This is a genomic window from Flavobacterium cheonanense, assembly GCF_039539185.1.
Lineage (GTDB): Bacteria > Bacteroidota > Bacteroidia > Flavobacteriales > Flavobacteriaceae > Flavobacterium > Flavobacterium cheonanense.
Window position 1 is genome coordinate 21870 of record NZ_BAABCT010000003.1, and the last position, 13628, is coordinate 35497.

General features: G+C 28.9%; 11 protein-coding genes. 7 read left to right on the top strand and 4 right to left on the bottom strand.

Features of this window, described 5'->3' with window-relative positions; genetic code table 11:
* Positions 1 to 47: 47 nt before the first annotated feature.
* Both ABD766_RS06985 and ABD766_RS06990 read right to left on the bottom strand, forming a co-directional pair.
* Positions 48 to 1817: a TonB-dependent receptor gene (locus ABD766_RS06985; RefSeq protein WP_344816001.1), complete on the bottom strand. Its 1770-nt coding sequence runs from the start codon at positions 1815 to 1817 to the stop codon at positions 48 to 50.
* Positions 1818 to 1854: 37 nt separating this feature from the next.
* On the bottom strand, positions 1855 to 4869 hold the full coding sequence (locus ABD766_RS06990; RefSeq protein WP_344816002.1) for a tetratricopeptide repeat protein: 3015 nt from the start codon (positions 4867 to 4869) through the stop codon (positions 1855 to 1857).
* 237 nt (positions 4870 to 5106) lie between these two features.
* On the opposite strand from ABD766_RS06990, the gene ABD766_RS06995 reads away from it, so the two are divergent.
* The 3 genes from ABD766_RS06995 to ABD766_RS07005 are packed head-to-tail and all read left to right on the top strand — an operon-like array spanning position 5107 to position 7857.
* The gene (locus ABD766_RS06995) at positions 5107 to 5790 is read left to right on the top strand and encodes a cell division ATP-binding protein FtsE (RefSeq protein ID WP_298302498.1); all 684 of its coding nucleotides are present in this window, start codon (positions 5107 to 5109) and stop codon (positions 5788 to 5790) included.
* Positions 5791 to 5820: 30 nt separating this feature from the next.
* Positions 5821 to 6915 carry a glycosyltransferase gene (locus ABD766_RS07000; protein WP_344816005.1) on the top strand — a complete coding sequence of 365 codons (1095 nt, stop codon included), beginning with the start codon at positions 5821 to 5823 and terminating at the stop codon, positions 6913 to 6915.
* Between the two features lie 3 nt (positions 6916 to 6918).
* The gene (locus tag ABD766_RS07005; RefSeq protein WP_344816006.1) at positions 6919 to 7857 is read left to right on the top strand and encodes a glycosyltransferase family 2 protein; all 939 of its coding nucleotides are present in this window, start codon (positions 6919 to 6921) and stop codon (positions 7855 to 7857) included.
* On the opposite strand, the gene ABD766_RS07010 is transcribed toward ABD766_RS07005, so the two are convergent.
* Together ABD766_RS07010 and ABD766_RS07015 are read right to left on the bottom strand one after the other, a co-directional pair.
* Positions 7844 to 8242 (bottom strand): sugar 3,4-ketoisomerase, encoded by a 399-nt coding sequence (locus tag ABD766_RS07010; protein ID WP_344816007.1) that lies wholly within the window; start codon positions 8240 to 8242, stop codon positions 7844 to 7846. The two genes, ABD766_RS07005 and ABD766_RS07010, sit on opposite strands and share 14 nt — an antisense overlap.
* Positions 8232 to 9341, bottom strand: coding sequence for a glycosyltransferase (locus ABD766_RS07015; RefSeq protein WP_344816008.1), 1110 nt, complete (start codon positions 9339 to 9341; stop codon positions 8232 to 8234). Before ABD766_RS07015 ends, ABD766_RS07010 begins: the two co-directional genes overlap by 11 nt.
* Before the next feature lie 37 nt (positions 9342 to 9378).
* Here ABD766_RS07015 and ABD766_RS07020 point away from each other — a divergent pair, with 37 nt between their 5' ends.
* From ABD766_RS07020 to ABD766_RS07035, 4 genes are read left to right on the top strand one after another with little or no spacing between them, the layout of a single operon-like run.
* On the top strand, positions 9379 to 10518 hold the full coding sequence (locus ABD766_RS07020; protein WP_344816009.1) for a glycosyltransferase: 1140 nt from the start codon (positions 9379 to 9381) through the stop codon (positions 10516 to 10518).
* On the top strand, positions 10506 to 11159 hold the full coding sequence (locus ABD766_RS07025) for a class I SAM-dependent methyltransferase (RefSeq protein WP_344816010.1): 654 nt from the start codon (positions 10506 to 10508) through the stop codon (positions 11157 to 11159). Before ABD766_RS07020 ends, ABD766_RS07025 begins: the two co-directional genes overlap by 13 nt.
* A complete protein-coding gene (locus ABD766_RS07030; protein WP_344816011.1) occupies positions 11156 to 12775 on the top strand; it encodes a hypothetical protein in 1620 nt (539 codons plus the stop codon). The genes ABD766_RS07025 and ABD766_RS07030 overlap by 4 nt, the downstream gene beginning before the upstream one ends.
* On the top strand, positions 12759 to 13628 hold the full coding sequence (locus ABD766_RS07035) for a decaprenyl-phosphate phosphoribosyltransferase (protein WP_344816012.1): 870 nt from the start codon (positions 12759 to 12761) through the stop codon (positions 13626 to 13628). Before ABD766_RS07030 ends, ABD766_RS07035 begins: the two co-directional genes overlap by 17 nt.

Genomic DNA, 13628 nt, shown 5'->3' on the forward strand with positions numbered 1-13628 from the left:
TGGATTGTTAGAAATCTGATAATCCAATTATCTAACAGTCTATTTTTCTAAAAATCAAATTTATAATTAGCACCTAACAATCCTTGAACACCTTGCACTGGATAGTTTATCCATCTTTGGTAATTTTGATTGGCTAAGTTATTCCCTTTCACAAAAAAGGTCAGTCGGTCATTATATTTATAACCAACGTGAGCATTTAAATCAAAATAACTGTCAAGAGTTTTTGTTTCAGATAGAATAATAGTTAACGGAAATGAAACTGGGTCATTTTTATAGTTGATATCTTTTCGTTCTCCAACAAAGAAAACACTTGTTCCTGCATACCATTTGTCGGTAATATTAAAATCTAAATTAGCTCCTAATTGTAAAGCTGGTAAATTCCAAGCTTCTTCTTGAATATCGGTTGTGTAACTACTAAAAGTTCCGTTAACACCAAAAGATACATTTTTAGAGAAATCAGCTTTTAATTCACCATAAAAACTCACTGTTTTAACATCGTCATAAACTACATTAAATGAATTTCCATAGGTATATCCATTTTTGTTATTGTTTGAAAATGGGATTTGATTACTAATAAACATTGGTTTTCCTCCTTCATTCATCAACGAACCACGAATGTTGTATCCTATAGTATTGGCTAGTTTACCTTTTAATCCAACATAAATGTCAAATTTTTGATCGGTTGGAGCAATTCCTAATGTTGGTGAAACGAAGAAATTTTCTTGTACGAATTCTTGATAAGAATTTTGTTTTAAAGCTCCTTCTGCTCCAGCATAAGCAACCATTAAATCGCCAACCACTTTGTAAGATGCTGTTATATTTGGATAGATAAAGAATTTATTTTTTCCAGATTCTGTTGCCATGCTATAAAAGAATCCAACACCTAAATTTACAGATAAATCATCTTTATTGATTTGGAAACTTGGTTTCATTCCTACGTTGGTGTAACCATATTTCAACTCAGTTATTCCGTTATAATCTTTGTCAAACTTACCATTGATATAATCGAAAACAAAATCTACTTTTATCTTTTCATCCATAACATCAAATCCAAGAGATGGTTTTGCTACTAAACGATTTTCTCCTGTAGAAAAAGCATCTGAGAAACGATTGAATTTGATTGTTGCCTCTTTCAAAACACTTTCTCCAAGCGCTAATCTTCCACCAAGTGAAATGGTTTGATAGGTTTGTTTAGAATCGATTGCTTTAATAAAAGCATCCTTATCGGCAGGAATAAAGTTTTCATAGAACAATGGATTCAAGCCATACCAATTATACATTTGATGCTGATAACCCAAATCTGCATTCCAAGACAAATTTCTAGATTTACTTCCGTAAGTTAAATCTATAGAAGAGTTAGAAAATTTATCATCTAAATCCAAATCTTTAATTCCGCCTTGAGAAGAAAGATGTCTTAGCATTGCTCCTACATAATCACCACTTTCTAATGTTTGTGTTACAAACAATTCGGCATTAATGTTTCCATAGTTTCCTGCTGCTAAAGTAGCGTAATTGCTATACAATTTTTCTTGCTTTCCTTTATCAACTCCAGCTGCTTTTCCTTTAGAAGGTGTAAATGTTGAAGCTACTGGAAAAGAGAAAATATTGTACTGAATATTCTCTTTTTTAGAATTATCATCGTCTTCTAAAGATGGTGTTTCTTTCACTTTAAAAGCATCGGAAATAGTTGGTGTGTATGGTTTTACAACGTTTACGACTTCAGTTCCGATGTTTTCGTCTTTCTTTTGAGCAAAGGTGATTTGAGTTCCTAAAAGAACAGTTACTATTGCGATTTTATATTGGAAATTGATTTTCATTTTTTTCATTTTTTATTGTACAGAGTTTAAACAAAGTTTATTTTTCAATAGAAGAATTCGTTTTACTTTCCTCTGATTTAATAGTATTCAATTCTGTTTTGGCTTCTTCAACAACATCGGTGAATTCTGCAAAATTTTCTATTACACCTTCTAAAATTGCTGTTGCTTGGAAACTATCTTTCAATCCGTAATAATTTTTCGCCATGACCACTAAACCTTTAGCTCCAAAATATTTGTAACCTGAATAGTCTTTGGCAATTTTTTGAACCACTTTGTTTGATTCAGCAAATTTTCCATCCTTATTTTTGAAATAAGCATCATAAAATAAAGCTTCAGCAGCCAATTCTCCTTTAGCTATTTTCAATAAATTAGCATAAGCTGTTCTTGCTTTAGCTTCGTCATTTGCTTTTATTGCTGAACGAGCTACAATAATTTGAGCATCACTTTTTACTTTGTTATCTGTTTTTGGATTTGCCAAAACTTTATCAGCATAAACTACTGAATTTGGATAATCTTTTTGTGAGTAGTAAGCTCGCATTAAATTTGCTTGAGCAAAAGTTACGTTTTGGGGAAAATCAGCCTCCGTTTCTAATCGTTTTAAAACTGGAATGGCTTTAATAAAATCATCTTTTTTCAAATGAATTTCGCATAAACGCGCTAACGATTGTTCTGTAAATTCGCTTTTTGATTGTGCAATTACATATTCATAATTTGGAATTGAATTTGTTTCCAAACCATCAGCATAATACGATTGAGCCAAATAAAAATTAGCTTTCAAAGCATGAATTCCTTTTGGAAACTTAGCCACATAACTACTTAAAGTTGCGATGGCTTGTTTGGTGTTATTTTGCAAATATTGTTTTTCAGCAGCTTCATAAGTATCGTTATCTAATTCAGCATCGGAAACTTCAACGAAATCTAAAGTTCTTACCCAAGTCGCATATTCGTCTACTTTACCATTATCAACATAAATCAATCTTGCAGTAGAAACAGCTTCTAATGCTTCTGGAGTTCTTGGATAATCGGCAGCTACTTTTTTGAATTTTGTTATAGCTTCATTATCTTTATTCGCATTGTAATAAATCAATCCTTGACGCAAAACCGCTTTTGAAGCATAAGAACCATTTTTGAATTCAGACAATAGTTGATCGTAAGTTTTAATTGCTAAATCAGTTTTATTGTCAGCTACATAAGTATTTCCTAATTCAAACAAAGCATCATCACGATATTGAGAGGTTTTGAAAGTTGACAAAAACTTATTGAAATCTTCAATTTTCTTATCATTTTTACTTACAAAACCATAAGAAATTGCTTTTTGAAAGGCTGCATAATCAGCGTCAACGCTTTTTAATTCGATCGCTTTATTGTAAGCATCCATTGCTGGCCAATATTTGGAAGTTACAAAACGGCTGTCTCCAAGTCTCAAATAAGAATCATTCAATCGGATTTTATCATCTTTAACAGCATCAATTTGGGCTTGAAAATAATTTCCAGCTTGGTCATATTCTTTTTGCTTGAAATAACAATAAGCGATATTGTAATTTACATTTTTAAATTCAGGTGTGTTTTTAGCTTCAGCCATTCCTTCAAATTGCTTGAAACTTAACAATGCTTCGTTGAAATTATCTAAAGTAAATTCAGTTTCGGCTTTCCAAAATGTAGCTCTTGCTGAGAATTTTGCGTCTTTTTGTTCTTTCAACGATTTGGCAAACATCTTTTGAGCTTCTTGATAATTTCCGTCTGTGTATAATTCTAAACCTCTATAAAAAGTTACTTTTTGATACGCCAATCTGTTTTCTGGGTTTTTGTTTTTTTCCAACAAAGTCAACGCTTCTTTGTAATTTTTAGAAGTGATATACGAGTTAATCAATAAGTTTTCAATTTCATTTTTGCTAGGTGAATTTGGATATTTTGCTAAAAAAGAAGATAAAACGTCTGGAACCGATTGATATGAATTCCCAATTTCATAACTGATTTTAGCATAATTCAAATTGGCGTCTTCTTGAATTTTCTTATCAAATTCCATTTCAGATGCAATCTTGAAAGCGTTTAAAGCTTGTTGCTTCTTGTCGGTTTTCATGTAGCTTTCGCCCAAATGGTAGTAGGCATTTTGAGCAACAAAATCCTTTCCATCAATAATCTTATTGAATTGCGAAATAGCGTTTTCGTAGTCTTTTTGTTGGTAATATGTATATCCTAATTGGTAAAAATCAGTGTTACTCCATTTTCCTTTTTTACCGTTATATTCTTTCAAATAAGGCAATGCTTCATCATACTTTTTCAAATTGAAATAACTTTCTCCAATAATTTTATTCAATTCTGATTTTTCAACCGCCGATGATTTTGCCATGGCAGCTTTACCCAAATCGATTGCTTTTTGAAAATTTCCAAGTTTAAAATTCATATCAGCTTGAAAATATGACATCTTTTCTTTGTATTTCTCTTCACCAGAAACTTGATCAAAATACTTTGTTGCTTCTTTGTAATCATCACCTTCATAAGCCATAAATCCTAAGTAATATTTGGCTTGTGAACCATATTCTTTAGAATTAGCAACTTTATTAAAATAAGCAGTAGCCTCTTTTTTATTTTTAGCTGTAAAAAAAGCATATCCTTTTTGAAAATTATAACGTTCTAACTCATCATAAGTCAGGGCACTTTCGTCAACTTTATTAAAATATTCTAATGCTTGTGGATAGTTTCCGTTTTCGAAATAGAAGGTCGCAACACCAATGTAAGCTTGATTTTGCTTAGTACTTGTTGGATAATCCGCTACAAAATCTTCCATCAATTTATCTGCACCAGATTGATTTAAACGAATCGCACAATTGGCTATATAATAAGCACAATCAGCTTGTACCTCTTGTTCTTTATTGTTTTGTTGCACTTTTTCGAACAAAATCTGAGCTGCTAAATATTGTTTGTCGTTGTATAAATCTGTAGCTCTATCAAATTCAGAAAGTTGGTTGGTATAAATAGCAGTTTGCTGTGCCGAAATTGTAGCGCCAGAAACCAATACATTTAAAAATAAAAAAGCTGTTATTTTACGCATTTCATATATTTTTTAATAATCATTCAAAATTACCATTCTATTAAGTATAACGAGACATCGTTTGGTTTTATTATAAACATTTTTCTTAACAATCTAATTTAAGATATTATTAAGATACGAAGCAATAAAAATCAACTTGTTAAGTTTTTAAATTAGGAAACTTCAAAATTTATATATCTAAAATCTTATATCTAATATCTAAAATTTATTACTTTTACCCAATAAACAAAATTTCCTATGTCACAACCCGTATTATCTTTAAAAGACGTTACTATTTATCAAGAAAATAAAGTCATTTTATCTCAAGTGAATCTTGAAGTAAATCACGGCGAATTCCTTTACATCATTGGAAAAACCGGAACTGGAAAAAGTAGTTTTATGAAAACACTTTATGGAGATTTGCCTTTAACAGAAGGTGAAGGTCATATTGTAGAATATGATTTGGCGACGCTACAAGAAAAAGACATTCCTTATTTGAGAAGAAAAATAGGTATTGTTTTTCAAGATTTTAAATTGCTTCCAGATAGAAATGTGAATGACAACATGCTTTTTGTATTAAAAGCAACAGGTTGGGTTGACATGACTGAAATGCAAAATAAAATTGATGAAGTTTTAGATAAAGTAGGAATGAAAGGTTTTGCCAATAAAATGCCTCACCAACTTTCTGGTGGAGAGCAACAACGTGTAGCTATTGCAAGAGCATTACTTAACGACCCAGAATTAATCTTAGCAGATGAGCCAACAGGAAATCTTGACCCACAAACTAGCGCTGAAGTTCTTGAAGTATTAAAGAACATCAATGCCAATGGTAAAACCATCATTATGGCAACACATGATTATGCTTTGTTAATGAAATTCCCATCTAAAACACTTAAATGTGAGGATGGTGCTATTTTTGAAGTGGTTCAGAGGAGTGTTTAATACTTCTTTTAAAATTGTAATTTAAACAATTTGTCAAAACAAACAATCGTTATATCAGGAGTTAACATGAAAGATGGTGGCATTTTTACCATCATGGACAATTGTTTACAAAAGATATCACAATATATTGAGAACAAAGACATTAAAGTCATTGCCTTAGTTCACGATAAATCTAAATTTGATTACCCAAATATTGAATATCTTGAATTTCCTGATGCTAAAAAATCTTGGTTCAAACGATTGTATTATGAATATTTTTACTTTAAAAAATTATCTAAAAAGATAAATCCAGACATTTGGTTTTCATTGCATGATGTTAGTCCAAATGTGATTGCTAAAAAACGTTTTGTCTATTGTCATCATCCTACAGTATTCTATAAAGCAAGTTTTAGCGATTGGAAATTTGATTATAAAGTGGGTGTTTTTTCAATTTTGTATAAATATTTATTTCAAATTAATATCAAGAAAAACCAAGCCGTTTTTGTGCAACAACATTGGATTAAAAATGAGTTTGAAAAACTTTACAACATCAATAATGTAATGGTTTGTCAGCCAGAATTCGTATCAATTTCGAATCCAAAAAAAATCATTTTGGATGCTTCTAAAATTCATTTCTTTTATCCATTAATTGCCAGAAGTTTTAAAAATGTTGAATGCATTGCTGAAGCTTTAATACTTCTACCCGATTCTATAAAAAGTGCCATACAAGTCCATCTTACTTTTGATAAAGGTGATTCTAATTATGCTAATTATATAATTGACCAATTCTCTTTGGCACAATTTAATTTTATAGGAAAATTATCTCGTGATGAAGTTTTTGGCTACTATGAAGCTATGGATTGCTTATTATTTCCTTCAAAACTTGAAACTTGGGGATTACCTTTATCTGAAGCTAAAGCTTTTAACAAACCTATTTTAGCAGCTAATTTGCCTTATGCAAAAGAAACCGTTGGTGATTATGAAAAAGTATCCTTTTTTGATGTCAATAATCCAAAAGAATTGGCGCAATTGATTACTAATTTTGTAAACAAAACCATACTATTTCAAGGAAATAAATATACTTTTGATACAAAGAACCAATTGAACGATTGGAATGCCATTTTTGATTTTATTTTTAAAAAATAATTTATGCCTTTTTTTTCAATAGTCATTCCGCTTTATAATAAAGAAAAGTATGTTGAAAATGCTCTAAAAAGTATTCTCAATCAAACTTTTACTGATTATGAAGTTTTGATTATAAATGATTGTTGTACCGATAAGAGTGTTGAAAAAGTAATGCCTTTTTTATCGGAAAAAATCAAATTAATTCATCATTCTGAAAATAAAGGACTTTCTGCAAGCAGAAATACTGGAATTGAAAAAGCGTCGACCAACTATATCACTTTTCTTGATGCTGACGATTTATGGAAACCAACTTTTTTAGAAACCATTCATAGGTTAATTATAAATTTTCCTGAAGCGAGAATTTTTGCAACCAACTATGAAGAAATTTATCCTACCAAAACTTATAAACCCTATAATGGCTCGGTTACTTTAGCGGAAAATTATGAAGGATACATCAATTTTTTTAAATTAAATATTGGCCAAGGTATCTATAATCATGGTAGTGTTTGTGTTCACAAAGAAGTCTATGAAAAAGTTGGGAATTATGATGAAAATATTGATTTTTCTGAAGATATTGATTTTAATATTAGAGCCAATTTTCATTTTAAACTTGCTTATTCATCAACAATCGGAATGAGTTATTTAATGCAAGTTGAAAATCAAATTACAGCAACATCTATTGTTAATAAAAAACTTCCTGATTATAACAAATACAAGCCATTTGAAGAAAAAAATACAGAAGTTGCCAATTATATTAATTTTGAAAAGTATGTTTTGGCAAAAAAACTAAATCTCTATGGCGATAAGAATTTAGCAACTTCACTAATTAAATCTATAAACACCTCAAAACTCAATTGGAAACAGAAAGTTTTATTACAATTGCCTACGAATTTGTTAATTACAATTGATAAAATAAAATCATTTTTGATAAAAAAAGGAATAAAAATCGCTACTTATTCTTGATATAAGCAATAAACGATTTGTAGTTTCTAATATAATCGTCTTCATCATAAACTTCTGATGCTAGAACTAAACAAACTGCACCAGAAGAGAAATTTTCCAATTCACGCCAAATATTATTAGATATCAACAATCCTTTATCAGGTTTATTCATTGTGATAACTTGTTGATTTTTACCATCTTTTAAAACCACATCAAAACTTCCTGAAATTGCTATCAAAATCTGATTTAGTTTTTTATGTGCATGTCCGCCACGCTTAGATGTACTTGGAATATCATACAAATAATATACTCTTTTTATATCAAAAGGAACAACACCATTTTCAAGCACAGCAATGTTTCCTTCTCTCTTTAATATTTTGGGAATATCAATTAACTTAACGTTCATTTTTTAATTGTTTAAAAAGTGATAACCATTGATTTCCAATGTTTTCAACTTCAAATTTTGATATACTTGTTTTGCAATTGCTTTTACAATGTAAATATAAGTTTTTATCCTCACACAATGTATTCATTGTAGCAATCATAGCCTCTTTATTTTGATTTTCTACCAATAAACCATTTTGCAAATGATTAATAATTTCTGAAGGTCCGGTTTCACAATTATAAGCAACAATTGGTGTTTCACAAGCTAAAGACTCTATTAAAACCATTGGTAAACCTTCATATTTACTAGTAAGCACTGTGAAAAGTGCTTTTGAATAATAAGTAAAAGGATTTTCTACATTTCCTTTAAAAATGATGTTTTCTTTCTGCCCTATTCTATCAGTTAAATTGATCCAATCTTGTTTTAATTTTCCGTCTCCTAAAATAATAAGTTTGATGTTTTTATCTGGTAAATTTGATTTAGAATAACATTCAATAAGATGGTCAAATTGCTTTATATTTTTATTCATGCTTCCAGCAGCAACAATGAAATCTCCTTCAAAATCAATATTTTCTGATTTGATTTCTTTTATTTTTTTAAAATCAATTGGATTGTAAATTTGATGGATGTTTTTAAAATTATATTCCGTTTTAATCTTCTCTTCAATTCCTTTAGAAACAGCAATTAATTGTTTGCTATTTTTATATAGTAAATTGGCTAAAAACTTACTTTTTGGAATATAAGAATCCAGTTTATTACTGTGAATCGTTTGAATATGATTTTTGTATAAATAATTGTGAATAATAAACTCTTGCCAAAAAAAATGTTTGTCTCTAAAATCTATTACAAAATCAAAATTATGGTCTTTTAAATATTTTTTTAAGTGCAAAAATCTTTGAATTCTGTTTACAAACCCAGACGTACTCGAACTGTATTTGGCTAAATGCATTACTTCACCAGAATAATCATATTCTATTTTACCTGCAAAAACTAAATGATGCACATCAAACCCTTGATTAACAAAAAAATGAGACAAATTCGCAGCACAACGTTCTGCTCCACCATCAGAAAGAGTTACAGTTACAAGGCAGATTTTATAAGAAGTTCGGTTTTGAGTCAATTTTTTGTATTTTAGCAAATGTAAATAAAACTTTTAAATGCGCATATTACTTGTTGGTGAGTTTAGCCGATTACATAATTCCCTCAAAGAAGGATTACTAAAATTAGGACACGAAGTGGTCATAGTTAGTAACGGTGATGGCTTTAAAAATTATCCATCAGATTATTCCAATAGAGCATTTTGGTGCGAAAGCAAATTAGGAAATCTACCACGACAGTTGATTTATAGAATTTCAAAATTTGACATTTCAAAAATTGAACGTGGTCTTCGTTTCTATTTTCTTCTAAAGAAATTAAAAGGTTTTGATTGTGTACAATTAATCAATGAAGCTCCTATTCAAACTACTTCTAAATTTGAATTATATTTATTAAAAAAACTCTTCAAACAGAACCACAAATTCTTTTTATTATGTAGTGGTGTTGATTATATTATTTTGAATCACATGCTCGAAAAAAAGGAACGTTATTCGATAATGAATCCTTATTTTGAGGGAAAAAAAGAAATAAAAGAACAATATAAATGGATGTTTGATTTTAATTCAAAAACTCACATCAAAATCCATAAATTTCTTTTAAAGAACATAAATGGTATTATTGCAAGTGATTTAGATTATGTCAATCCATTAAAAGATAATCCAAAGTTTTTAGGAATGATTCCAAATCCTGTTAACATTTCAAATGTTAACTACATTGAAAATCCAATAGAAGGTAAAATAGTTATTTTCTTGGGAATTAACATAGGAAATTCATACAGTAAAGGAATTCATTTATTTAAAGAAGCATTAGAAATTATCAAACAAAAATATGCTGATAAAGTTGAAGTTATTGTCACAAGAAATATTCCTTACCAAGAATACATAAAACTATTTAATAAAGCACATATTGTTTTGGATCAAATCTATGCTTATGATCAAGGTTATAATGCGTTGGAAGCTATGGCAAAAGGAAAAGTAGTATTTACTGGTGCAGAAAAAGAATTTGAAGACTATTACAATTTAACAGAAAAAGTAGCTGTGAATGCTTTACCAAATGTAGAAAATCTTGTAACAGAGCTATCCTATTTAATAGAAAATCCAAATGAAATTCAAGCTATTGGAATTCGTGCAAGAGCATTTGTTGAAAAAGAACATAATTATGTGAAAGTTGCTGAAAAATATTTGAAAGCATGGGAGAATTAATAAACCAATCAACTATTTTGAAGTACTTAAAAACCAAGTCATCCGATTTGAGTTTTATTGATAAACTTAAAGTAGTTTACAGACCTTTGATTTGTCCTTTTGATGATTTACTCAATTACATCGAAAATGATGATTCTGTTTTTGACATTGGATGCGGTTCAGGACAATTTTGTGCATTGGTAGCCAAATTTACTCCAGCAAATGAAATTTATGGAATTGAAATTTCTGAAACTCTTGTTCAAAATGCAAGAATTGTAAATCAAGAATTTAAAGATGAAAAAAACATACAATTTGAAACTTTCAATGGTTCTGAAATTCCAAGTTTAATTCAAAATTATTCTAAAATATATTTGATTGATGTTTTGCATCATGTTCCAAAAGAAAATCAATTAGAATTTTTAAAAGAAATTTATTCTAAAATGGCTGTTGGAAGCAGGCTGATTCTGAAAGATATTGATGCTAGTAGCTTATTACTTTATTTCAATAAAATTCATGATTTAGTTTTTAGTAGAGAAATTGGAAACGAAATGAAAGCCAATTTTGCTAAAAAAGTAGTTGAAGAAATTGGGTTCAAAGTTCTTGAAAGTTATACTAAAAAAATGTTAGTGTATCCGCATTATTTTTTGATTTTAGAAAAATGAAAACATTAAATTATAAAATAATTTTGTTTCTAATTATTTCATTCTATTGCTTGATTTTAAGTCAGTATGGAATGGAAACTTGGGATACTGGATACATGTCAAGTTTTGCATGGCGAATAGTAAATGGTCAACACGTTTATGAAGATTTTATTTATAAATTTCCTCCTGTAACAATATATGCTCATGCTTTTTTTATGAAAATTTTGCCCGAAACTGGTCAGTTTTTTTATTTTAGAATCATTGCATATTTGAGTTTTCTTCTTCAAGTTTATTTTTTTGTTTCAGGTACTTATCTGATTTACAACATAAAAAAAGTAAACAAATGGGGTTTGATAATTTTATGTTTTTTAATATCGTGGCTAAATTTTCCACCCTATCCTTGGCCAACTACAGATGGGCTTTTGTATGCTTCAATCTCATTTTGGATTGTAGCAAAAAATACTAAAGTTAATTTTGCTCAACTTTTTCTAATTGCTTTTTTCTCGTTGCTTTCGGCTTTATCAAAACAATCTTTCTATTTGATTCCGTTGCTCATCTTGGTTTGGATATATCTCAGATATAACTTAAAAGCAAGTCTTTATTACATAATAAGTTTATCAATTTTACTTGGAATATTTGTCTTATTAATCTGTAAAATAACAACTTGGCAAAATTTCAAACAACAACTTAATGGAACTTTAGATTTAAGAGATTTATATATTGTTGGATTTCATCATTATGTATTTATGCCATTTAAGTTTTTTGTTGCATTAACAATTATTATTTCTGCTAGCTTATTTATCTACCTAAAAAAAACAAATCAAAAAATTAGTCAACTAACTCCACATCTTAAGAAAATAGCAATTGTCTTTCTATTAGTTGCAATCTTTTTATTTTTGATAAATAAGTTTTTTGCGGCTTCTTTTCTTGCATTTGATGCAGCCGTTATTGCTTTATTGTACTCCTATTTTGAGAAAAAGAAAACTATCAGTTATCTATTTCCACTAGTGGTTTTAATTGCGATATCTTGGTCCGTATCGATAAGTTTAGGTTATCAAACAACATTATTATTTGCCACAGGAATTATTTTGACTTTCATCACATTATTTGAAAATGAGGTTTCTATAAATCCGAAAAAGTATATTTTAATAGGATTACCGCTTTGTTTGGTAGCATTTGCATCCAATAAAAATCCTTATCATGAAGATTCTATTTTAGAACTAAACTATTCTCTTGAATCGATTTCACCCAAGTTAAAATATATTAAAACAAAAAAAGAAACTTTTGAAAAACACCTAGAATTAAAACAATTAATTAAAAAATATGGTGAGAATTATATTGTAGCGCCAAGTATGCCAATGGCTAATTATTTGTTCAATACTCAAAGTCAACTTCCTGGAGATTGGTTATTAGACCATGAAATAGATGGTCAAAACGAAAGATTTATTAAAATTTGTTCTAATAAAAAAAATTATATCTTTATTGAAAAATCATTTGTAACTGGAGAAGATTTTAAAGAAGCTACAATTGAAGCAAGTCTAACTGCTTGGTACATTTACAAAAAATTTAATAAAATTGATACAACCAAATATTTCATAGTTTACAATTCAATCAAACCAAATGAGAAATTACCTTAAACTCATAAGAGTTGAACAATATATAAAAAATGCGTTTGTATTTGCACCGCTTTTTTTTGATAGTCAATTTCTAAATTTAGACAATTTGATTAATGTAATTTTGGCATTCCTATGTTTTTGTACTATATCAAGTAGTGTTTATATTTTTAATGATTATTTTGATATCAATGAAGATAAAAACCATCCACAAAAACGATTTAGACCATTAGCTTCAGGAAGTATTAGTATCAAAAATGGATTAGTTTTGATGCTAATTTTAATGATTAGTTCCCTAACAGTTTCTTATTTGATTTCTATTGAATTGTTTCTTGTAATCATTTCCTATTTAGCGTTAAATTTTCTTTATTCAAAATGGCTTAAACATATTGCAATACTTGATGTTAACATCATTGCAGTTGGTTTTATACTTCGAATTGTAGCTGGTTCTGTAGTGAGTAATGTAGTTCCTTCGATTTGGATTTTATTAATAACTTATCTTTTGGCACTATTCTTAGGTATTTCTAAACGAAGAACTGATGTTATTCTTGCCGAAAATGGTAACGATGTTCGCAAAAATATTGAAGGTTATAATTTAATTTTTATAGATGTTATTTTAGGAATTTTGGCATCAATAATTATTGTTAGCTATATATTCTATTGTATTTCTCCAGAAGTTCAACTGCATTATCATTCCAATTTATTGTATGTTTCCATCATCTTTGTAGTTAATGGAATTTTTAGGTATTTGAAATTGGTTTTTGTAGATCAATCAACCTATTCGCCAACTAAAATAGTTTTACATGACCGATTTATACAATTTACAATATTGGGTTGGCTGCTGTTGATGAGTTACTTATTATATTTCAGAAATTAG

Bases quoted from the DNA above. Each gene is read 5' to 3' on its own strand.
- ABD766_RS07030 (WP_344816011.1), top strand. From the start codon at position 11,156: ATGAAAACATTAAATTATAAAATAATTTTGTTTCTAATTATTTCATTC.
- ABD766_RS06995 (WP_298302498.1), top strand. From the start codon at position 5,107: ATGTCACAACCCGTATTATCTTTAAAAGACGTTACTATTTATCAAGAA.
- ABD766_RS07005 (WP_344816006.1), top strand. From the start codon at position 6,919: ATGCCTTTTTTTTCAATAGTCATTCCGCTTTATAATAAAGAAAAGTAT.
- ABD766_RS07010 (WP_344816007.1), bottom strand. From the start codon at position 8,242: ATGAACGTTAAGTTAATTGATATTCCCAAAATATTAAAGAGAGAAGGA.
- ABD766_RS07020 (WP_344816009.1), top strand. From the start codon at position 9,379: ATGCGCATATTACTTGTTGGTGAGTTTAGCCGATTACATAATTCCCTC.
- ABD766_RS07025 (WP_344816010.1), top strand. From the start codon at position 10,506: ATGGGAGAATTAATAAACCAATCAACTATTTTGAAGTACTTAAAAACC.
- ABD766_RS06985 (WP_344816001.1), bottom strand. From the start codon at position 1,817: ATGAAAATCAATTTCCAATATAAAATCGCAATAGTAACTGTTCTTTTA.
- ABD766_RS06990 (WP_344816002.1), bottom strand. From the start codon at position 4,869: ATGCGTAAAATAACAGCTTTTTTATTTTTAAATGTATTGGTTTCTGGC.
- ABD766_RS07035 (WP_344816012.1), top strand. From the start codon at position 12,759: ATGAGAAATTACCTTAAACTCATAAGAGTTGAACAATATATAAAAAAT.